Annotated in this window: 22 protein-coding genes; 9 read left to right on the forward strand and 13 right to left on the reverse strand. The window is 67.6% G+C overall.

What is annotated here, in order from left to right; translation table 11 throughout:
• Nucleotides 1-65: 65 nt before the first annotated feature.
• Nucleotides 66-1,376 (forward strand): alpha/beta hydrolase, encoded by a 1,311-nt coding sequence (locus GJG85_RS24775; protein WP_080334224.1) that lies wholly within the window; start codon nucleotides 66-68, stop codon nucleotides 1,374-1,376.
• 284 nt (nucleotides 1,377-1,660) lie between these two features.
• Nucleotides 1,661-1,912 carry a DUF4148 domain-containing protein gene (locus GJG85_RS24780; RefSeq protein ID WP_011694888.1) on the forward strand — a complete coding sequence of 84 codons (252 nt, stop codon included), beginning with the start codon at nucleotides 1,661-1,663 and terminating at the stop codon, nucleotides 1,910-1,912.
• A gap of 39 nt (nucleotides 1,913-1,951) precedes the next feature.
• Here the strand turns inward: GJG85_RS24780 and GJG85_RS24785 are convergent, their stop codons facing one another.
• The 3 genes from GJG85_RS24785 to GJG85_RS24795 all read right to left on the reverse strand — a co-directional run bounded on the left by GJG85_RS24785 (nucleotide 1,952) and on the right by GJG85_RS24795 (nucleotide 4,545).
• Nucleotides 1,952-3,547: a thioredoxin family protein gene (locus GJG85_RS24785; RefSeq protein ID WP_089489884.1), complete on the reverse strand. Its 1,596-nt coding sequence runs from the start codon at nucleotides 3,545-3,547 to the stop codon at nucleotides 1,952-1,954.
• Between the two features lie 251 nt (nucleotides 3,548-3,798).
• Nucleotides 3,799-4,299 carry a GNAT family N-acetyltransferase gene (locus tag GJG85_RS24790; RefSeq protein ID WP_176016300.1) on the reverse strand — a complete coding sequence of 167 codons (501 nt, stop codon included), beginning with the start codon at nucleotides 4,297-4,299 and terminating at the stop codon, nucleotides 3,799-3,801.
• Between the two features lie 99 nt (nucleotides 4,300-4,398).
• On the reverse strand, nucleotides 4,399-4,545 hold the full coding sequence (locus GJG85_RS24795; RefSeq protein WP_235356191.1) for a hypothetical protein: 147 nt from the start codon (nucleotides 4,543-4,545) through the stop codon (nucleotides 4,399-4,401).
• Nucleotides 4,546-4,894: 349 nt separating this feature from the next.
• Here GJG85_RS24795 and GJG85_RS24800 point away from each other — a divergent pair, with 349 nt between their 5' ends.
• The 3 genes from GJG85_RS24800 to GJG85_RS24810 all read left to right on the forward strand — a co-directional run bounded on the left by GJG85_RS24800 (nucleotide 4,895) and on the right by GJG85_RS24810 (nucleotide 8,915).
• Nucleotides 4,895-7,228, forward strand: coding sequence for a phospholipase C, phosphocholine-specific (locus GJG85_RS24800; protein ID WP_089489886.1), 2,334 nt, complete (start codon nucleotides 4,895-4,897; stop codon nucleotides 7,226-7,228).
• 269 nt (nucleotides 7,229-7,497) lie between these two features.
• A complete protein-coding gene (locus tag GJG85_RS24805) occupies nucleotides 7,498-7,767 on the forward strand; it encodes a hypothetical protein (RefSeq protein ID WP_050013367.1) in 270 nt (89 codons plus the stop codon).
• Nucleotides 7,768-7,922: 155 nt separating this feature from the next.
• Nucleotides 7,923-8,915, forward strand: coding sequence for a DedA family protein/thiosulfate sulfurtransferase GlpE (locus tag GJG85_RS24810; RefSeq protein WP_050013368.1), 993 nt, complete (start codon nucleotides 7,923-7,925; stop codon nucleotides 8,913-8,915).
• 55 nt (nucleotides 8,916-8,970) lie between these two features.
• On the opposite strand, the gene GJG85_RS24815 is transcribed toward GJG85_RS24810, so the two are convergent.
• The 7 genes from GJG85_RS24815 to GJG85_RS24845 all read right to left on the reverse strand — a co-directional run bounded on the left by GJG85_RS24815 (nucleotide 8,971) and on the right by GJG85_RS24845 (nucleotide 16,852).
• Nucleotides 8,971-10,437 (reverse strand): OprD family outer membrane porin, encoded by a 1,467-nt coding sequence (locus tag GJG85_RS24815; protein ID WP_050013492.1) that lies wholly within the window; start codon nucleotides 10,435-10,437, stop codon nucleotides 8,971-8,973.
• A gap of 168 nt (nucleotides 10,438-10,605) precedes the next feature.
• Complete coding sequence (locus GJG85_RS24820; protein WP_050013369.1) at nucleotides 10,606-11,625, reverse strand: oligopeptide/dipeptide ABC transporter ATP-binding protein; 1,020 nt, start codon at nucleotides 11,623-11,625, stop codon at nucleotides 10,606-10,608.
• Nucleotides 11,622-12,614 carry an ABC transporter ATP-binding protein gene (locus GJG85_RS24825; protein WP_089489888.1) on the reverse strand — a complete coding sequence of 331 codons (993 nt, stop codon included), beginning with the start codon at nucleotides 12,612-12,614 and terminating at the stop codon, nucleotides 11,622-11,624. Before GJG85_RS24825 ends, GJG85_RS24820 begins: the two co-directional genes overlap by 4 nt.
• A gap of 2 nt (nucleotides 12,615-12,616) precedes the next feature.
• Nucleotides 12,617-13,519, reverse strand: a complete 903-nt coding sequence (locus tag GJG85_RS24830; RefSeq protein ID WP_050013371.1) for an ABC transporter permease subunit — start codon at nucleotides 13,517-13,519, stop codon at nucleotides 12,617-12,619.
• A gap of 13 nt (nucleotides 13,520-13,532) precedes the next feature.
• A complete protein-coding gene (locus GJG85_RS24835) occupies nucleotides 13,533-14,471 on the reverse strand; it encodes an ABC transporter permease subunit (RefSeq protein WP_050013372.1) in 939 nt (312 codons plus the stop codon).
• A gap of 10 nt (nucleotides 14,472-14,481) precedes the next feature.
• A complete protein-coding gene (locus tag GJG85_RS24840; protein WP_050013373.1) occupies nucleotides 14,482-16,095 on the reverse strand; it encodes a peptide ABC transporter substrate-binding protein in 1,614 nt (537 codons plus the stop codon).
• Between the two features lie 178 nt (nucleotides 16,096-16,273).
• On the reverse strand, nucleotides 16,274-16,852 hold the full coding sequence (locus GJG85_RS24845; RefSeq protein ID WP_011548888.1) for a cupin domain-containing protein: 579 nt from the start codon (nucleotides 16,850-16,852) through the stop codon (nucleotides 16,274-16,276).
• Nucleotides 16,853-17,348: 496 nt separating this feature from the next.
• Between GJG85_RS24845 and GJG85_RS24850 the strand changes: the two genes are divergently transcribed.
• Both GJG85_RS24850 and GJG85_RS24855 read left to right on the forward strand, forming a co-directional pair.
• Nucleotides 17,349-18,866, forward strand: a complete 1,518-nt coding sequence (locus GJG85_RS24850; protein WP_050013374.1) for a peptide MFS transporter — start codon at nucleotides 17,349-17,351, stop codon at nucleotides 18,864-18,866.
• 120 nt (nucleotides 18,867-18,986) lie between these two features.
• The gene (locus GJG85_RS24855) at nucleotides 18,987-19,193 is read left to right on the forward strand and encodes a hypothetical protein (RefSeq protein WP_050013375.1); all 207 of its coding nucleotides are present in this window, start codon (nucleotides 18,987-18,989) and stop codon (nucleotides 19,191-19,193) included.
• Between the two features lie 40 nt (nucleotides 19,194-19,233).
• Here GJG85_RS24855 and GJG85_RS24860 read toward each other — a convergent pair whose 3' ends face one another.
• The 3 genes from GJG85_RS24860 to GJG85_RS24870 all read right to left on the reverse strand — a co-directional run bounded on the left by GJG85_RS24860 (nucleotide 19,234) and on the right by GJG85_RS24870 (nucleotide 22,000).
• Nucleotides 19,234-20,358, reverse strand: a complete 1,125-nt coding sequence (locus tag GJG85_RS24860) for an OpgC domain-containing protein (protein WP_089489889.1) — start codon at nucleotides 20,356-20,358, stop codon at nucleotides 19,234-19,236.
• 418 nt (nucleotides 20,359-20,776) lie between these two features.
• Nucleotides 20,777-21,676: an EamA family transporter RarD gene (gene rarD, locus GJG85_RS24865; RefSeq protein WP_050013377.1), complete on the reverse strand. Its 900-nt coding sequence runs from the start codon at nucleotides 21,674-21,676 to the stop codon at nucleotides 20,777-20,779.
• A gap of 27 nt (nucleotides 21,677-21,703) precedes the next feature.
• On the reverse strand, nucleotides 21,704-22,000 hold the full coding sequence (locus GJG85_RS24870; RefSeq protein ID WP_050013378.1) for an acylphosphatase: 297 nt from the start codon (nucleotides 21,998-22,000) through the stop codon (nucleotides 21,704-21,706).
• Between the two features lie 152 nt (nucleotides 22,001-22,152).
• On the opposite strand from GJG85_RS24870, the gene hpnA reads away from it, so the two are divergent.
• Both hpnA and GJG85_RS24880 read left to right on the forward strand, forming a co-directional pair.
• Entirely contained in the window at nucleotides 22,153-23,160 is a 1,008-nt protein-coding gene (gene hpnA / locus GJG85_RS24875; RefSeq protein ID WP_011353724.1) for a hopanoid-associated sugar epimerase, read from the forward strand.
• A gap of 108 nt (nucleotides 23,161-23,268) precedes the next feature.
• Nucleotides 23,269-24,666, forward strand: coding sequence for a hypothetical protein (locus GJG85_RS24880; protein ID WP_050013379.1), 1,398 nt, complete (start codon nucleotides 23,269-23,271; stop codon nucleotides 24,664-24,666).
• Nucleotides 24,667-24,678 lie beyond the last annotated feature (12 nt).

Raw genomic sequence — 24,678 nt, forward strand, 5'->3', positions numbered from 1 at the left:
CATGCCGCACGCGATGAAAAATCAGGTCGATCGGGCTGTCGAACAATAAGAAACCGGGGCATATCATGTACAAGAACAAAACCGGCCAGCGCGCCGGGAACAAGCGTTCTACGTGCAACATCCGTCGTATCGGCACGCATGACCGGACACGCTGGCCGGCGGCTTTCGGTACATGGACAGCGCTTCTTCGGCGGATTCGTGGCATGGTCGCGTGCTTCGCCGCACTGGCACTGGCGGGATGCACCAACCTGTCCTCGCCGCCATCGGGTAGCAGCCTTGCGGGTTACTACGGTCCGGGCACGCCGGAGTTGACGATTGATCATCAATCTAGCGACCAACCGGTGCTTTATCCGGTCCTTTACGGAACCAATCGAAAACCGGTTTACGGGCCGTCGAACAAAGTACCGGCCACATACGCCGGAGAGCGCGATCGGAAACTGCATTACGGCCGCGTATTCGTTTCCATTCCAAAGCATCATCGCATCGGCTCGCAAGGCTCGTGGTGGGGAACCATGACCGGTACCGATCCGTTTCTCCGAATTGAGAGAATCGATGAAATGGCGGACCGCGACGCATTCCTTGCGCTGGCCCGCCGGGCGCTGGGCTCGGTCACCGGACCGCAGGACGGATATGTCGTCGTCTACGTCCACGGATACAACAACTCATTCGACGACGCGGCGATACGCGCGGCCCAGTTGGGTGCGGATCTCGACATCCCGCCCAATCACATGATGCTGTTCTCTTGGCCGGCACTGCACGACGTGTTGAAATACACGATCGATGAAGCAACGATCGACGCAAGTGAGATATTTCTCAGACAATTCCTGATTGACGTCGCCGCTCACGTCGCGCAAGGCCGCAAGATTCACCTGATCGCCCATAGCATGGGCAATCGCGCCCTTCTCCGCGTCGTCGACGCGCTCGCGACGGATCCCGCTACCTCGTCCATCAAGTTTGGCCAAATCATTCTGGCCGCTGCCGACGTCGACCGGGAATTGTTCGGCACCCTCGGCGGCAGCTACGTCAAGTCATCGGACCGGACGACGGTCTATCTATCCCCGTACGATTTCGCCGTCGGCCTCTCGTCCAACGTCGTTCACGACTATCCTCGCGTCGGCTGCGGCGATAAACCCCAGGTCGATGTCCCGGGGATTGCCAACGTGGTGTCCACGCTCCCGGACGATTTCCCGTCGCATGGCTATTTCGGAGATACGTCCCTCATCCTGGCAGACGTCAAGAACCTGCTCCTCAGAAACACGCCCGCACGTTCAAGCGCCGGCTGGGCCCGCTTCCCGACCTACTGGCAGGTCGGTAACGCACCTGTCGCGTCACGTGTCGTCTGCACCACGCGCAATACCTTGACTATCTCACCATGAGCCGCCGCTGACCGCACGAATGCGCGGCCGCATCGTGTTGGGTTTTGTTCGACCCCGGCGTGATCGACCCGAGCACCCCGTTTCCCGCGACCGGTACGGTTTCATCGCGCACACCGTCTCGCGGTCGGTCCGCCCCAGCGGCCCATTGTTACCCGCAGCAAAACACTGCGTTGGGCGCGATCGCATTTTTCGCGCGCCGGCCGCGGCCTACACTGGTTTCAACGTCGCACGGCGCTTCGACGAACGAAGCGCCGCGATTCACCGGAATCGAGGAGGTCCCGATCATGAAGCGCCTGATCCAAGCCGTTGCCATCGCCCTGGCCGTCTCGGCCCCGTTCGCCGCACAAGCGCAGTCGAACCAGCCGCTCACGCGCGCGCAGGTCCACGCCGAAGTCAAGGCGCTCAAGCAGGCCGGCTTCCAGTCGAGCGACTGGTTCTATCCGGCCAGCATCGTATCGGCCGAAGCGAAGATCGCCCGCGAGCACGACGCCGGATACGGCAGCGATCGCGGCGCGTCGTCGGAATCGGGCCGGTAACGAATCCCCCGGCCCGCTCGACGATCCCCCCGCGCGTCGTTACGCCTTCACGGGCTGGATCAGCTTCGCGCACGCCGCCGCCTGCGGATCGCCGGCAGGCAGCTTCCCGCATACGCCGTCGAACTGCTTGACGACCGTCCTGACCGACGCATCGTGCGCGCCGCTACCGCGCCAGCGATTCAACTGCGTGACGACCTTGGTCAACGCACGCAGGTTCGCGCCGTAGAACGCATCCCGGGTCTTGTCGGCCTGCGCAAGCACACTGGCCGCGATCCCTTCGATGCGCGCGGAATCGTTCGGCGCCAGCTCAACCGCGTTCGCAAAGTAAGTCGCGCCCCAGCGCAGCTTCGTCGCCGGCCCGCTCGCCGCGTCGTACGCCTTGCGATACCAGTCGAGCGCGGCCGCCTTGTCGCCGCGCGCCTTCGCGTTCGCAGCGAGTCCCGACATGAAGTAGTACGGCGTGGACGAACGCGACAGCTCGGCCTTCAACAACACATCCGATTCGTCGTACAGCCCCGCGTCGGTCAGCGTGTCCGCGCCTTCGCTGACGAGCGCCTGCCGCTCGTACGCGTTCGCCGCGCCCTGCACCGACGCGGCGATCTGCTTGCGCGCGGTGTCGGCCAGCGCCGGCGCCGCGAGCGGTGCGCCGTTGCGCGCGTCGCCGCGCGCGAGCAGCACGCGGCCGTGCAGCGCCATCAGCCGGTCGATCGACGACAGCGTGGTGTCGGTCGACAGGCGCGCGAGCGCCGCGTCGTACGCGCCGCGCAACTTCGTGCGCTGCGCGTCGTCGCGGCCGAGATACGCGACCACGCGCGCGGGCGCCGCGACCAGCACGTCCGAATCGGCCCGCGACAGCGCGGGATCGTGCAGCACCGTGCGCAGCGAATCGGCGAGCGCGGCCTTGTCGAGCGCGCCGGCCTGCGTCGGGTCGTCCGACGCGGCGACCACCGCCGACTTCAGCGCGAAGCGCGCCGATTCGGCTTTCGCACCCGCCGCCCGCGCGCGTTGCGCGAGCGACTGCAGCGTCTGCGCGACACGATCGGCCGGCACCGGCAGCGCGCCATCCGTATCCCATGAATAGTCGGCCAGCAGGCGCCATTCGTCCGGCGTCAGCGCCGCGCCGTTCTTCAGCGCGGTCGCGAGCGTCTGCCGCACCGGATGTGCGGCCGTCATCCCGAGCGACAGCGCCTGCATGTAGCGGTCGAGATCGGCTTCGCCGGGCAGCCGCGTCACTTCGGTGCCGTCGGGACGGAACAGGATCATCGTCGGATAGCCGTGCACCTTGAAACGCTCGCCGAGCTTCTGCGCGCTTTCGGTATCGCCGTCGAGGTACACGGGCACGAAGAACGACGAACGCGTCTTGAATGCCTGCTGGCTGAAGATCGTCGACTTCACCTGGTTGCACGACGGGCACCACACCGCGCCCCAGTACAGCAGCAGCGGCTTGCCCTCGCGCTTCGCGAGCGCGAACGCGGCATCGACGTCGCCGTGTTGCCACGCGATGCCGGGCGGCAGATGCGCACCGTCGGACGATGCGCTCGCCGCCGGGGCGCCGACGGGCGTGGCGGCGGCAAGCGCCGCGCTGGCGGCAGCGAACAGGCAGGCGGCGGTGAGAGTGCGGAGAACGGTTTTCATCGAAGCGGGTTCCGTTGAAAAAGACGGTTTCAGGGAGATGCCGCGCACGCAACGAGGGCCGTGAAGCGATGACGATGAGGCCGGCCGACGCGCAGCGCCGCGCATGCATCGATACGGAAAAGCGAAGCCAGCCGCAGAGACCGGCAAATCGTTCGACGATACGACGGGTACAGCCGAAGGAAAACGAACGAATTCTCGATTGGATATGACGCGCGGCGGCGTGTGCCGTCACGTCCGCGACGGCCGGCCTTTCATTGCCGCGCCTTGATCCGCGCCATGTGATACACGGACGCGTGCACGCCGTCGCGCAACGCGTAATCCGGCGATTCGCCTTCGATGCGGAAACCGTGTTTCTCGTAGAGCGCTATCGCCGCGCGGTTGTCGGTGAACACGGTCAACTCGAGACGCGTGACGTTCAGCCAGTTCTCCGCGAGATCGATCGCGGCCGCGAGCAGCCGGCCGCCGATGCCGCGCCCGTGACAGGCCGCGTCGACCATCATGCCGAGCGCCGCCGCGTGGCGCCGACGCGGATTCGGCTCGGGATGCAGGCCGAGATGGCCAACCACCGTACGGTCGATTTCGGCAACGAGGCTCACGCCGTGCTCGCGCAGGTTGTCGAGCCGCTTCTGCCATTTTTCGAGCGACGGAAACGGCTGCTGCAACGTATTCATGTACACCGCGGGATGCGCGGCGATCTGCCGGATCGCGTCGACGTCGTGCGTCTCGCAGTGCCGGATTCTGATATCGGTCATGGGTGGGCCGGTTCCGAAAAGTCGCGCCAAGGCGCAGGCTGCGCACGCGCGCAGCAACGCAACGAGCTTAGCCGATTTCATGCATTTGAAACACGGAGGTCACGCGGCGCCCATCACGTTGCATCCACAACGAAACGCGCGCGCCATCGTCGCGAAATCCGGAAAATTCTGACCGGTCACACCGGCGGCGATCGGTAATTTCTTACCTTCTTCAGCCTCGCATCGCGCTTGAACGAATCGTTGCATGCACAACGTCACGTGCGCGACATGCGATGTCATTTCTTCATCACGTCGACGTCATGTCGCCTCCCTAGACTGGGCGCCGCCCGAGCCCGGCATGCGCCGGGCCGGTGCGTGCCGACACCTGCCCCGCGCATCACGAGCGCGCGGCGCACGGGACCGCGACGACGAGGCCGCCGCATCGGCGCGACGTCGGATGCCGGGCGTCGCGTGTCGGGCGCAACGCGCGCACCACCGCGACGCGCGGCCGACGCACCGAACGCGCACGCATCGGCGATCGTCCCGGGGCGGGACGACGCCCGGACACGACAAGACGCACTCACGAACGCTCCCACCTTCACAGGATCCGAACGCCATGACGTCACGCCGCAAATTCCTTCAGCAGACCGCCGGCTCCGGCCTCGCCGCCGCCGCGCTGTCCGCATTTCCGCCGAGCATCCGCCGCGCGCTCGCCATTCCCGCCTTCCACGAAACGGGGACCATCCAGGACGTCAAGCACGTCGTGCTGCTGATGATGGAGAACCGCGCGTTCGACAGCTACTTCGGCACGTTCAAGGGCGTGCGCGGCTATGGCGACCGCTTCGCGGTGCCGTCGCCGAACGGCCGCGACGTGTTCTATCAGGCGTACACGAAGGGGACGCCCGCCGCGACCGTGACGCCGTATCACCTCGACGCGCGCCAGGGCAACGCGCAGCGCGCGGGCGGCACGCCGCACACGTGGGCCGATTCGCAGGCCGCGTGGGATCACGGCCGGATGAACCGCTGGCCCGACGCGAAGACGCCGCTGTCGATGGGCTATTACGACGCGGCCGAAGTGCCGTTCCAGCGCGCGCTCGCCGATGCGTTCACGCTGTGCGACCACTACCACTGCGGGATGCACACGGGCACGATCGCGAACCGCCTGTTCTACTGGAGCGGCACCAACGGCCCGAACGGCATCAGCCCGGCCGACGGCAATCGCGTGAAGATCGCCGCGCTGAACAACCAGTTCAACGGCGGCAACGACATCGGCCCGTCGAGCCAGGGCTGGACCTGGACGACCTATGCCGACCGGCTGCAACAGGCCGGCGTGAACTGGAAGGTCTACCAGAGCCTGATCGACAACTTCGGCTGCAACGAAATGATGAGCTTCCGCCACTGGCGCGCGGCGATCGAGCAGATGCCGGCCGCGCGCCGGCCCGCGTATGTCGCGTCGACCGACATCACGCAGCCGGTGACGGCGGCCGGTGCGTTCTACGACCCGACGATCGACGATCCGCTGAGCCCGCTCGCGAAGGGCTTCGGCAACACGATGCCGTACGGCTTTCTCGAAACGTTTCGCGACGACATCCGCAACGGCAAGCTGCCGGAAGTGTCGTGGATCATCCCGCCGTCCGCGTACAGCGAACACCCGGGGCCGTCGAGCCCCGCGCAGGGCGGCTGGTACGTGCAGGCCGTGCTCGACGCGCTGACGGCGAACCCGGAGGTCTGGAGCAAGACCGTGCTGCTGGTCAATTACGACGAGAACGACGGCTTCTTCGACCACATGCCGTCGCCGGCCGTGCCGTCGCGCAACGCCGACGGCACGCTCGCGGGCGGCCATACGCTGTCGGCCGCCGACGTCGCGGTCGAGTACCACGACTTCGCGCCGGCCACGGCGAGCCAGCCGGCGGCCGACGGCCGTCCGTACGGCCCGGGCCCGCGCGTGCCGATGTGGATCGTGTCGCCGTGGAGCCGCGGCGGCTGGGTCAATTCGCAGGTGTTCGACCATACGTCGACGCTGCGCTTCCTCGAGGCGCGCTTCGGCGTCGCGGAGCCGCAGATCAGCGCATACCGCCGCGCGGTGTGCGGCGACCTGACGAGCGCGTTCAACTTCCGCACGCCGAACGACGAGCCGCTGCCGACGCTCGCGGGCCGCACGACGAAAAGCCAGGTCGACGCGCTGAGCGCCGCGCAGCAAGCCGCGCCGAAGATCGTGCCGCCCGCCACGCCCGCGCTGCCCGCGCAGGCCACCGGCGTGCGCCCGTCGCGCGCGCTGCCGTACGAGCTGCATGCGAGCGCGCACACTGATGCCGGCGCCGGCACGGTCACGCTCAAGTTCGCGAACACCGGCCGCGCCGCCGCCGTGTTTCACGTCTATGACAAGCTGCACCTCGACCGGCTGCCGCGGCGCTACGTCGTCGAGCCGGGCAAAAAGCTGCACGGCGACTGGGCCGCGCGCGCCGACGATGGCGGTAAATATGACCTGTGGGTGCTCGGCCCGAACGGCTTTCACCGGCGCTTCACCGGCGACCTGAGCCGCGTGGCCGGCGCTCGCGCGCCGCAGCCGGAAGTGCGCGTCGGCTACGCGGGCGCGAGCGGCAACCTCCACCTGCGGCTACGCAACGACGGCGGCGGCACGGTGCGCTTCACGGTCAAGTCGAACCAGGTCTATGGGCCGCTGTCCGGGCGCGGCGCAAACGCCGACCACGGTCATGGCCACGGCAACGAAAACGGCAACGGCCATGGCGCCGGCACCGTGTGGACGGTCACGGTGCACGCCGGCGACCAGTCCGAACTGCACTGGAAGCTCGACTCGACCGGCCATTGGTACGACTTCATCGTCACCGCCGACAGCGACGCGAGCTTTTCGCGCCGCGTGGCCGGCCGCGTGGAAACCGGCCGCCACTCGGTCAGCGATCCGGCGATGGGCCTCGCCGACCGCTTCTGACACCGCCGCGGCGACACGCGGCGCAGCGCGTGTCGCCGCCCGCGCCGGCATGGCCGCGAACGCCGTTCGGGTACCGGTTCCGGCCGGGCCCGATGCGGCGCAGACGCCCGCCCGGCGCGGCTCAAACATCAGAAGGATCGGTGGTGTAACCCTCTTTTCGTCCCCACGAAAATGCTCCGTGTCGCGGCCCGTTCGCGTTAAACTGCGTCAAGCTGTATTCAACAAAGACATCTTTGCCGCTACGGCACCACGACACGAGGATAGGTTCGATGCGCACTACCGGCTCATCCGGGGCAATGACCCTGCTCACCGAACACGACGCGGCCGACGGCCGCGAACTGCGCTCGCTCCGGCTCGAGGCAACGGCCGACGGCAAGAGCGTGCTGCTGATCGAGGTCGACGAACGCAAGCCGGGCATCCACCGCGAGGTCCGCTACGAGATCACCCCGGCCGAACTGATCGCGGCGATCCGCTCGCACGGCGCCGAGTTGCCCGGCGAAAACCACGGCGCCGCATCGCTCGCCCGCACGCCGTCCTGATTCCGAACGGTGAGCCGCGTGCAACGCGTCGGCTCACCCACATCCCCCTGCCGCCGTCAGGCGCTTTTGCGTCATTCCCGCCGCTGTGTTGAAAAAGGCCGATAATCGGTCCATCTGCGTTTCCCGCCCACGCGTTTCCTTTTCGGCCAGCCGTCATGCTCCGTGACCTCGTCGCCCAGTACGGGCCGCTTCTCGTGTTCGCCAACGTGCTCGCGGCGGCCATCGGCCTGCCGGTGCCGGCAATGCCGACGCTCGTGCTGTTCGGCGCGATGTCCGCGATGCATCCGGCGATGATCGGCTCGCAGCTCGTGACGGTCGTGGTGATGTCCGTGCTCGGCGCGCTGATCGGCGACACGGTCTGGTACGTGGCCGGGCGGCGTTACGGCGGCACGACGCTGAAGACGATCTGCCGGCTGTCGCTGTCGCGCGATACCTGCGTGAAAAAGACCGAACGCTTCTTCGGCCGCTACGGCGTGCGCGTGCTCGCGGTCGCGCGCTTCATTCCGGGCTTGTCGCTGGTGTCGGTGCCGATGGCCGGTGCGCTCGGCACGCGCTATCGCACGTTCGCCGGCTACGACGCGCTCGGCGCCGCGCTGTGGACGATCGTCGGGCTGGGCGCCGGCCTCGTGTTCTATCGGCAGATTGACTGGCTGTTCGCCGGCGCGAGCCGCCTCGGCCGCGCGGTGCTGCTGGTCATCGTCGCGCTGCTCGCGATCTATGCGGCCGTGCGGTGGATGCGCCGCCGTGCGCTGATCCGCCAGCTCGCGAACGCGCGGATCGGCGTCGACGAGCTCGACGTGCTGCTGCGCGACGCCACCGCCCCGGTAGTGCTCGACGTCCGCTCGCCCGAGCATCGCAAGCTCGACCCGTTCACGATTCCCGGTGCGCAGTTCGCCGACGAACGCCAGATCGGCGACATCGTCGCGCGCTATCCGCTCACGCAGAAATTCGTCGTGTATTGCTCGTGCCCGAACGAAGTGACGGCCGCGCTGATGGCGAAGCGCCTGCTCGATGCAGGCTTCACCGATGCGCTCGCGCTGCGCGGCGGCCTCGATGCATGGCGCGATACGGGCCGCCAGCTCACGTCGCTCGTGGAAGAGATGCCCGCCGCGAACGATTCCGTGGCGGGCTGGCACAAGCCGGCGTGATCGCACCGATCGCAGGCCGGCCCGTACGACACCGGGGACGTGCGTCCCCGTTCGATCAGAACGCGTGCAGCGGCAGGTTCACGACCAGACGGTACTCGGTGTTCGTCGCGTCCGAGTAGTGTGCCGAGCCGTTGTGCCACATCGCGATGAACGTGACCTTCGTGTTCTTCAGCTTGCCGCTCTGGAACGTGTACGACGGGATGAAACCGAACTCGTGGTGACGGCCCTGCACCGGCGCGCCGTTGCTCCAGTAGATGCTCGACTTGCTCGGGTCGTTGGCCGCGCCCGCGCTGCCGTCCGCGCCCCAGCCCGTCACGCCCCACACCATCGCCTTGAAGCCTGGCAGGCCCGCTTCCTTCCCGTAGAACGTGTAACGCAGCTGCAGCGATTTTTCGTGCGGCGCGTTGTAGTCGACGTCCATCGAGTTGGTCAGGAAGATGCCGTTCGTTTCGTTCAGGTAGTCGAAGAACTGATCGCCGAGCACGTGCTGGAAGCCGAGCAGCAGTTCATGCGGGCCGTGCTGCGCGGCGAGCGACAGGCTGTACGCGTTGTTGTTGATCTTGCCCTGCAGCGCATCGCCCGTGTCGTGCGTCGAATAGACGTTGCCGAAGCCGGTCCACTTGATCGTCTGCGGGCTGCCGATGCTGTGCTTCACCGACGCGTAGTACTGGTGCCACACGTCGTCGGCCTGGTTCGCGTACAGCGCGACTTCGCCGTTCGGCGAGTAGTCCCACGTGCCGCCGACGTACGACAGGCGATTGATGCGCGTGCCGCCGTACTGCGTCGTCAGATTCGTGAGCGTGGTATGGCCGCGCGCGTCGGTCTTCGTGAAGCTGCCGGCCTCGAGCATCACGTTCTTGAATTCATTGCTGACGAGCGTCGCGCCGAGGAACGTCGGCGGCAGCGCGCGGTTGTCGTGCTGCTCCATGAACGGGTTGTCGACGGCCTGCAGACCGTACTTGACCACCGTGTTCGAGATGCGCGCCTTGATGTCGTAGATGCCCGGGTACGCCCACGCGAGCTGGTTGCCGCCACCGCCGCCCTTCGCGATGTGCACCATGCTGCCGGCGCCCTGGCCGCCGTCGAGCTTCAGCGCCGCATACAACGACGCGTCGAAGCCGATCCCGATCAGGCCGGTCGTGTAGCCCGATTCGAAGTTCGCCATCGCGCCCTGGACCCACGCATGACGATGCGGCCCGCCCTTGTTGTCGAGCACGTCCGCATAGTTGCGGAACAGGAAGTCGAGATGGCTGTCGGCGATGAAGCCGTTCGATTTCGACTGCGCCGACGGCTCGTCGGGCGGCGTGACGGCCTGGGTCGCCTCGGCGTTGATCACGGCGTTCGGGGTCGTTGCCTGCGCAACCGACGTGCCCGACGCGGCGACCGGTGCGGCCTGCGCGACCGTCAGCGGCGCCGCGTCGTCGGCGTGCGCGACACCCGTCAGCGAGACGCCGGCGAGCGCCGGCAGCCCCCATGCAAGCAGCATCTTCGATGCCGTCCCGATCCTCTTCTGCTTTTTCATCGTAATCATTCTCGTCTTGTGTTGATATCGTCCACGCCGGTTGCGATCCGCTTCCAGCCCCCCGGCGAGCCCGGCTAAGGACGCGCCTGTACCCGCGGCGCGAAGATCGTTCGCGCCGCACCTACCCCTGTTGACCTGCCTTGGTTTTGTTTGCTGCGTTACTTCACATCACGCCGCGCCCGCGCGGATGCACGCGACGCGCGCCGCCGACCCCTGCCGCACTTCCGGCAGCGGCACGTCCTGCGCGCACGCGTCGATCGCGACCGGACAGCGCGTGCGGAACGCGCAGCCGGACGGCGGGTTGAGCGGCGAGGGCATCTCGCCCGCCAGCAGCATCGGACGGCGAGCACGCTCGCGCGCCGGCTCCGGCGTCGGCGCCGCATCGAGCAGCGCCTTCGTGTACGGGTGTTGCGGCACGCCGTACACGTCATGCCGCGTGCCGAACTCCATCACGCGGCCGAGATACATCACGAGCACGCGCTGGCTGATGGCCTTCACCACCGCCAGGTCGTGCGCGACGAACAGATAGGACAACGACAGTTCGCGTTGCAGATCGCGCAGCAGGTTCACGATCTGCGCCTGGATCGACACGTCGAGCGCCGATACGGGCTCGTCGCAGATCACGAGCTTCGGCTCGCCGATCAGCGCGCGCGCGATGCCGACGCGCTGGCACTGCCCGCCGGAAAATTCATGCGGATAACGCAGCAGGTGATGCGCGTTCAGGCCGACGCGTTCGAGCATCGAGATCACGCGGCGGCGCACTTCGGTCCGGCCGAGGCCCGGCTGGTGCGTGACGAGCGGCTCGGCGACGACCTGCTCGATCGTCATGCGCGGATCGAGCGATGCGAGCGGATCCTGGAAGATCATCTGCACTTCGCGCCGCATCGCGGTGCCGCGCAGGTGATCGGGCGCCACGGCCTGGCCGCGCCATTTCACGGTGCCGGCCGTCATCGGCACGAGGCCGATCAATGCGCGCGCGAGCGTCGATTTCCCGCAGCCCGATTCGCCGACGAGCCCGACCGTCTCGCCGCGCTTGACGTCGAACGACACGCCGTCGACCGCGCGCAGCGTGCCCTTCGGCGACCACGGATAGCCGCCGAGCGGCACGCGGAAATGCACTTTCAGATTGTCGACGGACAGCAGCGTGTCGTCCGTCGCGCCGGCTTGGCGGCGTTCATCGACGCTCATCGCAGACCTCCCGTCAGATCGGCCAGGGGCCGGTGGCACGCGCGCACCGCGCCCGCGGCGCCATAGGTTTCGAGCGCCGGGCGCTCGGCGCCACAGCGTTCTTCCGCATACGTGCAGCGCTTCGCGAACGCGCAGCCGGCCGGCGCGGTGCCGGGCATCGGCGGGTTGCCGGGAATCGCGACGAGCGGCGCATCGTCCGCGTCGGTCAGGCGCGGCAGCGCGTTGAGCAGCCCGATCGTGTACGGATGCGACGGCGCCGCGAAGATCGATTCGGCCGGCGCATATTCGACGGTGCGGCCCGCGTACATGACCATCACGTCGTCGGCGAGGCCGGCGACCACGCCCATGTCGTGCGTGATCAGCACGATCGCGGTGCCGCGCTCGCGGTTCAGCTCGCGCAGCAGGTCGATGATCTGCGCCTGCACGGTCACGTCGAGCGCGGTGGTCGGCTCGTCGGCGATCAGGATTTCCGGCTCGGACAACAGCGCCATCGCGATCATCACGCGCTGGCGCATGCCGCCCGAGAACTCGTGCGGATACATGCGGATGCGGCGCGCCGCATCGGGAATGCGCACCGATTCGAGCGCCTCGATCGCGCGCTTGATCGCTTCCTTGCGCGACAGCCTGCGATGCAGCTGCAGCGTCTCGGTCATCTGCCGTTCGATCGTCAGGAACGGATTGAGCGACGTCATCGGGTCCTGGAAGATCATCGCGATGCGATCGCCCCGCACCGCGTTCAGCGCGCGCGTATCCATGTCGAGCAGGTTGTCGCCGCGGTAGCGCGCGGCGCCGGTCGTCGTGCCGTTGCCGGCCAGCAGGCCGAGCAGCGCCATCACGGTCTGGCTCTTGCCCGAGCCCGATTCGCCGACGATGCCGAGCGTCTTGCCGGCTTCGAGCGAGAACGACACGCCGTTGACGGCGTCGATCGGCGGCGCATCCTTGCGCGTGAAGCGCACGCCGAGGTTTTCAACTTCCAGTAGAGCAACCATCTTCAGCGATCCTTCGGGTCGAGCGCGTCACGCAGGCCGTCGCCGACGAAGTTCACGCAGTAAAGCGTCACGCACAGCATGACGGCCGGGGCGAGCAGCAGCCACGGCATCGATTCCAGTTTCTGCGCGCCGTCCTGGATCAGCACGCCCCAGCTCGTCATCGGCTCCTGCACGCCGAGGCCGAGGAACGACAGCACCGATTCGGTCAGCACGATGTTCGGCACCGAGACCGTCGCGTACACGACGACCACGCCGAGCAGGTTCGGCACGACGTGACGCAGCACGATCGATGCCGGCGACACGCCGATCGCGCGCGCCGCATCGACGAACTCGCGATTGCGCAGCGACAGCGTCTGGCCGCGCACGACGCGCGCCATGTCGATCCACGAGAACGCGCTGATGGTCAGCACGACCAGCATGAACGAGCGGCCGAACAGGGTCATCATCAGGATCGCGATCAGCAGGTACGGGATCGCGTACATCATGTCGACGACGCGCATCATCACGGAATCGACGCGGCCGCCCGCGAAGCCCGCGGTCGCGCCCCACGCGACGCCGAACAGGCCCGACACGAGCGTGCCGAGCAGGCCGACCTCGATCGATACGCGGCCGCCGATCAGCGTGCGCACGAGCAGGTCGCGGCCGAGCTCGTCGGTGCCGAACCAGTGCTGGTTCGCCCAGGTCGGCGGCAGGCTGATCGACGCCCAGTCGCTCGCGGCGGGATCGGCCGCGAGCAGCCACGGGCCGACGAAGCAGGCGAGCGTGATCAGCACGAGCAGCGCGAGGCTGAACAGCGCCGCGCGGTTGTGAAGGAAGCGCGCGAACGCGAGCTCGAGCGGCGAGCGCGAATGCGGCGGCGAATCGGTCTGCACGGGCAGGCCGACGACGGGAGTGGTCGGAGTCATCGCTGTGCCTCGCTCAATAACGGATACGCGGATCGAGCCACGCGTACGCGAGGTCGACCAGCAGGTTGAACAGCACCGCGAAGACGGTCGTCATCACGACGAGGCCAAGCACCAGCGTGTAGTCGCGGTTGATCGCGCCGTTCACGACGAGCTGCCCGACGCCCGGCAGCGCGAACACCGATTCGGTGACGACGGCCGCGGTGATCGACGTGATGCAGACCGTGCCGAACAGCGACACGACCGGCATCAGCGCGGGCTTGAGCGCGTGGCGCAGCACGATCGTCGAGCCCGGCAGGCCCTTCGCGCGCGCGGTGCGGATGTAGTTGCTCGACAGCGTCTCGATCATCGAGCCGCGCATCACGCGCGCGAGCAGCGACACGTTGATGAGGGTCAGCAGCGCGATCGGCAGCAGCCGGTACTGCCAGCCGCCGTCGCCCCAGCCGCCGGCCGGCAGCCAGCCGTTGCCGGCCGACGTCTTCAGCAGGATCGCGAAGATCCACACCATGACGGGGCCGAGCACGAACGGCGGCACGACGTTGCCGAAGTTGCCGATCAGCATCACGAAGCGGTCGATCACGCTGTCGCGGCGCACGGCCGCGACGGTGCCGAGCAGCACGCCGAGCACGATCGAGATCGGGATCGACACGCCGCCCACGCCGAGGCTCACGGGCAGCGCCTTCTTCACGAGATCGTTCACCGACCAGTCGACGTAACGGAACGACGGGCCGAGATCGCCGTGCAGCAGCGAGCCGAGATACAGCAGGTACTGCTTCCACAGCGGCTCGTCGAGGTGGTACTTCGCGTTCAGGTTCGCGAGCGTCGCGGCGGACAGCTGCTTCTCCGTATCGAACGGGCCGCCGGGCGTGAAATGCAGCAGCAGGTAGCAGACGGTGATGACCGCGAGGATCGTCGGCACCGCCCACAACGTGCGCCTCAATGCGTAGGCCAGCATGATCGCTCCGTCAGTGCTTGATCAGGTACATGTCCTGCGAAGCACGCATGTCGATCACGTTCTTCAGCGAATAGCCGCCCACGTACGACTTCACGAGACGGTCGGCCGAGTACTGGAACAGCGGCACCATCGGCGTGTCCTTCATCGCCATGTCGTGCGCCTGCGTGAGCAGCGCGGTGCGCGCGTTGTCGTCGAGCTTCTGGTTGCCTTCCTCGACGAGCGCGTCGACCTGCTTGTTGCAGTAGCCGACGGTGTTCTGCGAGCTGCCGCAGCGGATCAGGTCGAAGAACGTCATCGCGTCGTTGTAGTCGGCGAACCAGCCGTCGCGCGCGATCTGCACCTTGCCGTCATGCCGCTGCTTCATCAGCACCTTGAACTCGACGTTCTCGAGCTTCGTGGTAATGCCGAGCTTCGTGCGCCATTCCGATGCGGTGAACAGCGCGACCTTCTTGTGCAGGTCGTTGGTGTTGTACGTGAGCGTGAACGACAGCGGCTTCGCGTCCGAATAGCCGGCCTGCTTCAGCAGGTCCTTCGCGGTCGCGATGCGCTTGGCCATCGGCCACGACGCCCATTCCGGCGTGAACGGCTGCACGCCCTTCGTGCCGTTCGGCATCAGCCCGTACATCGGCTTCTCGCCGGCCTGCGTGAGCTTCGACGTCAGCACGTCGCGATCGATCACCATCGACAGCGCCTGGCGCACGCGCTTGTCCTTCAGCGCCGCGTCGCTGTTGTTCAGGAAGTAGTAGTAAGTCGCGAGCTGCAGGCCCGGGCGCAACTCGGCGCCGAACTGCTTGCTGACCTGCTGGAAGATGCCCGACGGAATCGAGTAGCTGTAGTCGATCTGCCCGGCCTGGTACATGCGCATCGCGGTTTCGTCGCTTTCGATCGGCAGGTACGTGACCTTGTTGATCACGACCTTCGGCGCGTTCCAGTACTTCGCGTCCTTCGCGATCACGATGCGGTTGTTCGGCTGCCAGTCGACGAGCTGGTATGCACCGTTGCTGACGAGGTTGCCCGGGCGCGTCCATGCGTCGCCGAACTTCGCGACCACGTCCTTGTTCACCGGCACGAGCGGCGCCATCGCGGTCAGTTCGGGGAAGAACGCGACCGGCACGTCGGTCGTCACTTCCAGCGTGTACGGATCGACGGCACGCACGCCGAGCGTCGACGGCGCGGCCTTGCCCGCGATGATGTCCTTCGAATTCTTGATGAACTCGACGAGGATCGTGTACTTCGAGCCAGTCTTCGGATCGACGAGGCGCTGCCACGAATAGACGAAATCGGCGGCCGTCACCGGCTGGCCGTTGCTCCACTTCGCGTCGTGGCGAAGCTTGAAGATCCATGTCTGCGGCGTCTTGCGCTCCCACGACAGCGCGACGCCCGGCACGACCTGGCCGGCCGCATCGATGCGCGCGAGCCCTTCGAACAGGTCGAGGCCGATCGTGTTGCCGGTCCACGATTCGATGTGCGCCGGGTCGAGCGACTCGACTTCGGCCGGCACCTGTCGCGTCAGGTCCTGTTGCGGAGCGAGCGCGACGTTCGACGGAACGGTTACGGCGTGGGCGACGGGCGTCGTCAGGGCGAGCGCGGCCAGCACGGCCGACATGGCATGCAAGGATTTCATCGTGGCAGTCTTGAGAAGGTGGTTCGGTGGGCGTCGCGCGGCGGATGCCGCGGCTTACGCGTGAGACGCTGACGGGGGCAGCGATTGAGGAGGCCCGTGATTCTCGTATTGCATGTTAGTATTCCTTACATTTCTTTCGACAGGTATCCCGTCGAAGAAACGAAGGAATACCCGTGCGTTAGAACAGTCGCGGCGTACCGACCCAGACCACCACCGACTCGATCTTCGCGGTGTTGACCCAGCTGTGCGGGACCGTCGACTGATAGTGCGAACTGTCGCCGGCCTGCAGGACGAACGTCTTGCCTTCCAGCGTCAGCGACACTTCCCCTTCAATCACGTACAGGAACTCCTCTCCTGCATGTGTCGTCACCTCGGACCGTTTCTGCCCCGGCGGCATCCTCACGAGGATCGCCTCCAGCTGGCGCCCTTCGGACACGTTCGTCAGTCGCGCGAACAGGTTCGCCGAATCGGCAAACCCGAAGAAGCGCAGCTGATCGCCTCGGCACACCGAGCGTTCCTCGCTCGGCGTATCCACGAAGTACTGCACCGTCACGCCGAGCGCGTGGGCGATACCGGCCAGCGACGTCAGTGACGGCGACGCGAGCCCGCGCTCGACTTGAGACAGAAACGGCTTCGAAATCCCCGCGGCGGTAGCGGTGTCGTCGAGCGTGCGCTTCAGACGTTGGCGCAACGCGCGAATCTTGCTGCCCAGTGCGACAGCGTCTGCCGATCGCGAGTTTTCAGTGGGGGGAACCATAGCAGGCCGAAAAGTGGTCGTCAAAAAATGTTTGATGGAAAGTAACTAAGTTAATTCGAGATAGCTTAATCTTCGGGTTCGCCCCCGTCTTCGGCGTTGAGCCCGGTGCACTAAACAGGGCCCGAAGCGAGCGAAACGACGCGCTATCTTGCCAGACTCGCAGCCTTCACAGGCAAGCTGCAAGCGGCTCTCCGGGAATTTGCGGAGAACCGGCGTCAAGCTTACAAGTAGATGATGAGACAAATGTTCCTGAAAGCTGCTGCCATATCGGGAGTTTCCCTAAGTGGCGCGGACCCGACGCACCGGACCGGCAAACGTTACCATTCGCGCGCCGGTCGGGGCCGCGCTCCGCCTTCCCAGGTGGAATCCGTCCCCGGCCCGAGCTAACCGCTCGACTGCTCCATCGCCGATGCCAGCCTACCCGGCCACAGTGCTCCGGCGCCAGTTCGACCTTAAGGCGACGCGCGATCCGCGCCGTCCGTTTCAAACGAGATTGATGATGCACGCACCTGTTTCACAGACCCGATCGTTTACGACGGTCTTCCTCATCGAAATGTGGGAGCGCTTCGGCTACTACGGCATGGCCGCGCTCCTGGTCCTCTTCATGGTCGACCGGCTCGGCTTCACCGACAGCCACGCGAACCTGACCTGGGGGGCCTTCACCGCACTCGTCTACGCCGCGCCGTCGATCGGCGGCTGGATCGGCGACAAGGTGCTCGGCGCCCGCCGCACGATGATCATCGGCGCGGCCGTGCTGTGCGCCGGCTACCTGATGCTCGCGGTGCCGAACGATCAGCTGACGTACATGTACGCGTCGCTCGGCGTGATCGTCGTCGGCAACGGCCTGTTCAAGGCCAACGCGGCGAACCTCGTGCGCCGCATCTACGAAGGCGACGACGCGCGCATCGACAGCGCGTTCACGATCTACTACATGGCGGTCAACATCGGCTCGACGGTGTCGATGCTCGCGACGCCGTGGATCAAGGATCACTGGGGCTGGCACACCGCGTTCGCGGTCTGCTGCGGCGGCATGCTGCTCGCGATCCTGAACTTCATGCTGATGCACCGCACGCTCGCGCACGTCGGCTCGCAGCCGGACGACCAGCCGATCCGCTGGAAGCGCCTCGGTGCGGTCGCGGCCGGCGGCGTCGCGCTCGCGCTGGTCACACTGTACGTGCTGCAGCACAAGCAGCTCGCGGTCGCCAGCGTGTGGGCGGCCGCATTCGCGATCCTCGCGATCTTCGCGTACATGATCGCGAAGTCGGAGCGCTCGGAGCGCGCGGGCCTGATCGCGGCGCTCGTGCTGATCGGCCAGGTGATCCTGTTCTTCATCTTCTACGTGCAGATGTCGACGTCGCTGACGCTGTTCGCGCTGCGCAACGTCGACCCGCGCTTCATGCTGTTCGGCACGACGCTGTTCACGTGGAGCGCCGCGCAGTTCCAGGCGCTGAACCCGATCTGGATCATGCTGCTGAGCCCGGTGCTGGTGTGGGTCTACAACGCCGTCGCGAAGGGCGGCCGCGACCTGCCGGTCGCCGCGAAGTATGCGCTCGGTTTCGGCGCGGTCGCCGCCGGCTACCTGGTGTTCACGATCAGCGGCCGCTACGCGGTCGACGGCCGCGTGTCGTCGTGGTTCATGGTGTGGGGTTACGGGCTGTACTCGCTCGGCGAGCTGCTGGTGAGCGGCCTCGGCCTCGCGATGATCGCCCGCTACGTGCCGGCGCGCATGAGCGGCTTCATGATGGGTGCGTATTTCGTCGCGACGGGCGTGTCGCAGTATCTTGGCAGCGTCGTCGCGAACTTCGCGCAGATGCCGTCGCACGAGCTGCCGGCCACCGAATCGCTGCCGCTCTATCTGTCGCTGTTCGAGAAGCTCGGCTGGCTCGCCGCGATCGGCATGCTGCTCGCGCTGCTGCTGCTGCCGCTGATGAACCGCCTGTCGCGCCAGCATCAGCGCTGCACGGACGAGCGCCGAGAAGAAGCGCTGCAGGCGCAGGCCGCCGCCGCGCAGTAAGTACTATCCCTCGGCGTGCGGCGTGCACGCCACATTCTCCCGCCGGAAACGCGAACGCGTCCTACACTGGTTGCAGGCAACGCATCCGCTTCCCGAGATGCGCACTGGCGGGAGAACCCGATGAAAAGCAAGACGACGCGGCTGTTGAGGATCCTGTCGGACATCCGGCACGCGCAGCGCTGCACCGCGATGCGCGCCGCCCGGGCCGCGGCCGAAGCCGACGCGGTGCTCGCGGAGCGCGACGACCCGGCGCCGGACGAACGCGACGACGCCGAAGCCGACGACGCCACCGCCACGCCCCGCTCCCGTATCGGCTCACCTCACTGACGCCGCGCGGCGCCTGCCGCGCCGCCCTTCTTGCGCGCGCCTACGCCGCCGCGCCGCGCCATCGCGCGATCCACGTCCCCGAACCGGCCACCGCCATCATCAGCCCGACCGCGCACGCGTCGGCCACAAGGCCCACGCCGACATGCCGCAGATCGGCGCTGCCCGCGACCGGATGCAGCAGCGAATCGATCACGAGCGAGATCGCCGCACCCGCGACGAAGCAGATCAGCCCGCGCTGGCCAACCGCCACGACGGGCCGCACGCCCTGCGCGATCCGCGCGATCCAGCCGAAGCGCACGCAATCGGCCATCAGCCACGCGATGGCCGCGAAGCTCACGACGCGCGGCAGCGCGAGATCGCGCTTGAGCACGCCTTCGGGCGCCGGCAGCCCCGAGAACAGCTTGTAGCTCGCGCAACCGAGCACGATCGCGCACGCGAGCCCGGTCGCCGCCGCGCCCCAGCGGCCGAGCGCGACGCGCCGGTAGAACGGCTGGGAGCGCGCGAGCACGCCAGCGACGAACATCAGTTGCCACGCGAACGGGTTGAAGCTCCAGCGGAAGCCGTCGGTGTCCAGCAGCTCCGGGCCGAGCCAGCCCGCCGCGAGCCACGACGCGACGCTCAGCGCGACGAGCAGCCACGGACGGCGCCGCGCGAACGGCACCAGCACCGGCGACGCGAGCGCGAACAGCACGTACATCGGCAGCACCGACGCGAGATACGGCTGGCGCTGGAACGTCAGCAGCTCGGCCGCCCCCGTCAGCGGCGACGCGAGCATCACGCTGACGTCGTCGAGCGCGAGGTTCGGCGCATCGATCCCGTAGTGATCGAGCACCGCCGACACGACGAGCATCAGCGTCGACGTCGCGAGAAACGCGCGGTAGATCTGCATCGCGCGTCGCACGAACCGCTGCTGCGCGGCGCGCGCGCCGTGCCGCTCGGCGATCGCGCCGTACGCGCTCGCGGTCGCGAAGCCACCGAGGAACACGAACACCTCGGCCGCATCGCACAGCGCGAATGCGTGCAGCGTCACGCGCGACAGCACGCTCGCGCCGATGTGATCGACGACGATCATCAACAGCACGAGCCCGCGGAAGAAGTCGATTTCGATCAGGCGGCCGCTGCGCGACGGCTGCGCCGTGGCGGCATGCAGCGGGCTCAACGACATGAGCGCACCTGCACGGCGGCGGTGCGACGTGCACCGGGGAAGGGAGCGGGAGAAAGACGGCGAGCGCGATCGGCGACGATACGCGTATGCCCGTATCGTGCCAACCCGGCCGACTTGGCAGGGAGGTGACCGTTCAATGAAAAGCCGGATACGAAGGGAAGTCGATCAGATCAGTCTAATGGCCGATCAGGGGCGACCCTAAGTAACAAAATGCAACTGAATCTTCTCTTCGATTACAAGCGTGAGCGTGGCGCGGCGAAGCAGGCAGCGTCGCCAGATTCGCGTCAGCGCGGCGTCAGTCGGCGGTCAGTATCGACGGATTCGAGAGGACGTGGCAGCGGAACGAACGCGGTTCGACGGCCGGACGATGCGCGATGCGCGGCACGTTCCGCACGGCCCGCGCATCGCGACGATGCGCTTAACCGCGCGCGGGCAAGCGCCGCATCAGCATCGCGCTGTGCCATGCGGTGAGCGCGACGGCGACCCAGATCGGCCCGTACGTCGCGAGCTGCGAGACGCTCAGCGTCTCGCCGAGCAGCAGCAGCGACACCACGACGAGCAGCACCGGCTCGACGTAGCCGAGAATCCCGAACAGCGCCATCGGCAGCATCCGGCTCGCCTTCAGGTAGCTCGCGAGCGCGAGCGTGCTGAGGAGGCCGAGCCCCGGCAGCAGCGCGGCCCACAGCAGCGGATGGCCGGCGACGCGCGTCGCGCTCGTCGCGACCATCGCGAACGCGATCGGGCACAGCAGCACGATCTCGATCGCGAAGGCGGCGAGCGAATCGGCGTTGATCCGCCGGCGCAGCACGAAATACGGCGGATAGCCGAGCGCGACGACGAGCGTCGGCCATGCGAACGCGCGCGTCGCCCACACTTCGTGCGCGACGCCGAGCGCCGCGCACGCGACCGCCGCCCATTGCAGCGGGTCGAGCCTTTCGTGATAGTAGAAGCGGCCGACGAGCACCATCGTCAGCGGCAGCAGGAAATAGCCGAGCGACACTTCGAGCATGCGGCCATGCAGCGGCGCCCACAGGAACAGCCACAGCTGCACGCCGAGCAACGCCGCGCTCACCGGCAGCGCGACCAGCAGGCGCCAGTCGCGCGCACTGCGCCGCGCGAGCTCCACGAGCGCCGGCCAGCGACCGCGCAGCGCGATCAGCGCGAGCGCGCCCGGCGCGGTCCACACGATGCGCCACGCGAAGATGTCGAGCCCCGTGAGCGGCGCGAGCAGTTTCGCGTAAGCCGACATCAGCGCGAACAGCGTCGACGCCATCACCGACAGCAAGAGGCCGCGCCCGGCTTCCGGATACCCCGTCATATTGTTGTGTGTCCCTTCGCGTGCCGCTTACTGCTGCTGGAAACGCTCGAAGCGCTTCTCGGTCGGCCGTTCCTCGAACGTCACCTCGGTCACGCGCGCGGCAGGCGGCCCGTGACGCAGCCACGCGAGCATCCGGTCGATCTGCGCGCCGGGGCCCTGGATCATCGCCTCGACGGTGCCGTCCTCGAGATTCGCGACCCAGCCGCGCAGCTTCAGCGCATGCGCTTCGCGCACCGTCGCATGACGAAAGCCGACGCCCTGCACGACGCCGCGCACCCGCACGTAGTAGGTCTCGATCCGTTCGTCCAGTTCATTGCGGCTCATCGCGTCGCCCTCCCGTTGCATTCAAGCCCGGCATTGTAGTCGCGTCGGCCGCTTCGCACACGCGCCGGCCGGGCGTCGCCGCGCGCGCCGACCACGTACAATCTCGCCGATGCTCAACCGCCGCGCCGCCCGCGCGGCCCCGAAGGAAACGCATGACTGATACTTCCCGCGATCTCGTTCTCGTCACCGGCGCGTCCGGTTTCGTCGGCTCGGCCGTCGCGCGCATCGCGCAGCAGAAAGGCTATGCGGTGCGCGTGCTGGTGCGCCCCACCAGCCCGCGCACGAACGTCGCGGATCTCGACGCCGAGATCGTCACCGGCGACATGCGCGACGAGGCGTCGATGCGCGCCGCGCTGCGCGGCGTGCGCTACCTGCTGCACGTCGCGGCCGACTACCGGCTGTGGGCGCCCGATCCCGACGAGATCGAGCGCGCGAACCTCGAAGGCGCGGTCGCGACGATGCGCGCGGCCCGCGCGGAAGGCGTCGAGCGGATCGTCTATACGAGCAGCGTCGCGACGCTGAAGGTGACGAGCGCCGGCGATCCGTCCGACGAGAATCGGCCGCTCACGGCCGAGCAGGCGATCGGCGTCTACAAGCGCAGCAAGGTGCTCGCGGAGCGCGCGGTCGAACGGATGATCGCCGACGAAGGGCTGCCGGCCGTGATCGTCAACCCGTCGACGCCGATCGGCCCGCGCGACGTGAAGCCGACGCCGACCGGCCGCATCATCGTCGAGGCCGCGCTCGGCAAGATTCCCGCGTTCGTCGACACGGGGCTGAACCTCGTGCACGTCGACGACGTCGCGCACGGCCACTTCCTCGCGCTCGAGCGCGGCCGGATCGGCGAGCGCTACATCCTCGGCGGCGAGAACCTGCCGCTGCAGCAGATGCTCGCGGACATCGCGCAGATGACGGGCCGCAAGGCGCCGACGATCGCACTGCCGCGCTGGCCGCTGTACCCGCTCGCGGTCGGCGCCGAAGCGGTCGCGAAGTTCACGAAGAAGGAGCCGTTCGTCACCGTCGACGGGCTGCGGATGTCGAAGAACAAGATGTATTTCACGTCCGCGAAGGCCGAGCGCGAGCTCGGCTACCGTGCGCGCCCGTATCGCGAAGGGTTGCGCGATGCGCTCGACTGGTTCGGCTCGGCGGGCTACCTGAAGTAACACAAAGCGGCGCACGTCGCGCCGCTTTGCGCACTTTGTTACACGTCGCGCACGGACCGGCATCGGCGCTGCGGTTAAAATCGCGGGTCTTACGCAGAGAAGACACGCATGAACCTGAACGATCAGATCGCTTCGCTCGCCACGGGCGTCGATCAGCTCCTCCACGATCACCACGCCGCCCAGCAGGCGGCACGCAGCGCGGAAGCCTTCGCGCGCGCCGCGGCAGCGGAAGCCCGGGCCGCGGCCGAGCGTCACGCGGCGGCGGAAACCGAAGCGCAGGCGGCCGCGCAGCGCCACACGGCCGCAGCCGCCGACGCCGAAGCCGCGCAGCGGCGTCATGCCGACGCCACCGCCGCCGCCGAAGCGGCCGCCCAACGTCATACGGATGCCGCCACGCAAGCCGAAGCCGCTTCGCAGCGCCATGCGGAAGCCACCGCGCTGACCGAAGCGCTCGCGCAACGTCACGCGGATGCCGAAGCCGCGTCGCAGCGCCACGCGGCGGCGATCGCCGAAGCCGAGGCCGCCGCGCAGCGTCATCACGCCGCGGCGACCGAAGCCGAAGCGGCCGCGCAACGTCATGCCGCGGCGACTGCCGAAGCGGAAACCGCCGCGAAGCGCCACGCGGAAGCGACCGCCGAAGCCGAAGCCGCCGCGCAGCGCCACATAGCCGCGATCGCCGAGGCCGAGGCGCTCGCCCAGCGTCATACGCAAGCGCTCGCCGACACGCAGGCCGCCGCCCAGCGTCACGCCGACGCAACCGCCGAGGCCGAAGCCATCACACGGCGTCACGCCGAAGCGATCGCCCAGGCCGAAGCCGCCGCGCAACGCCACGCGGAAGCGACCGCCGCAGCCGAAGCGATCACGCAGCGCCATACCGAAGCGATCGCGCAGGCCGAAGCGGCCGCGCAGCACCACGCGAAGGCGATCGCCGACGCCGAAGCGCTGGTCGAGGCCGTCGTCAAGGAAGCCGCGACGAGCGCGGTTGCCGTGACGGCCGATGTCGTCGAGCCGTCCGTGGCGGCGCAAGCGTCGGTGAACACGACCGCGCTGGCGGCGGAAACGGTGGAAACGATCGATGTGGTCGAAGTCGCCGACGCCCCGGCCAATGCCGAGACCGCGCCGATTCCGACGACGCAAGCCGAAACCGCGGTTGAAGCCGACACCGCTGCCGCGCCGGCCGACAAGGCGACGCTGCACGTCGCGCGCCCGTCCCAGAACGAACTCACGCTGACCATCAACGGCCAGTCGATCACGCTGCATCCGGAGCAACTGGGCCAGCTGATCGAGGAACTCGCGCACGCCCGCGCGTCGATGCAGCCGGAGCCGCCGCCCGGCATTCCGGCCGGCTGGCGTTTCGTGACGACGAAGAATCCGATGATGGCCGTGCAGAAGCAGTCGAACGGCGACCGCCTGCTGGTCGCCCGCCACACGGGCTACGGCTGGGTGCCGTTCACGTTCTCGCCGGACGTCGTGATCCAGATGTACATGATGCTGACGCAGCGGTAAGCACGCGCATCG

This window comes from Burkholderia sp. MS389 (assembly GCF_016899425.1).
In the GTDB taxonomy this organism is placed as follows: Bacteria; Pseudomonadota; Gammaproteobacteria; order Burkholderiales; family Burkholderiaceae; genus Burkholderia; species Burkholderia sola.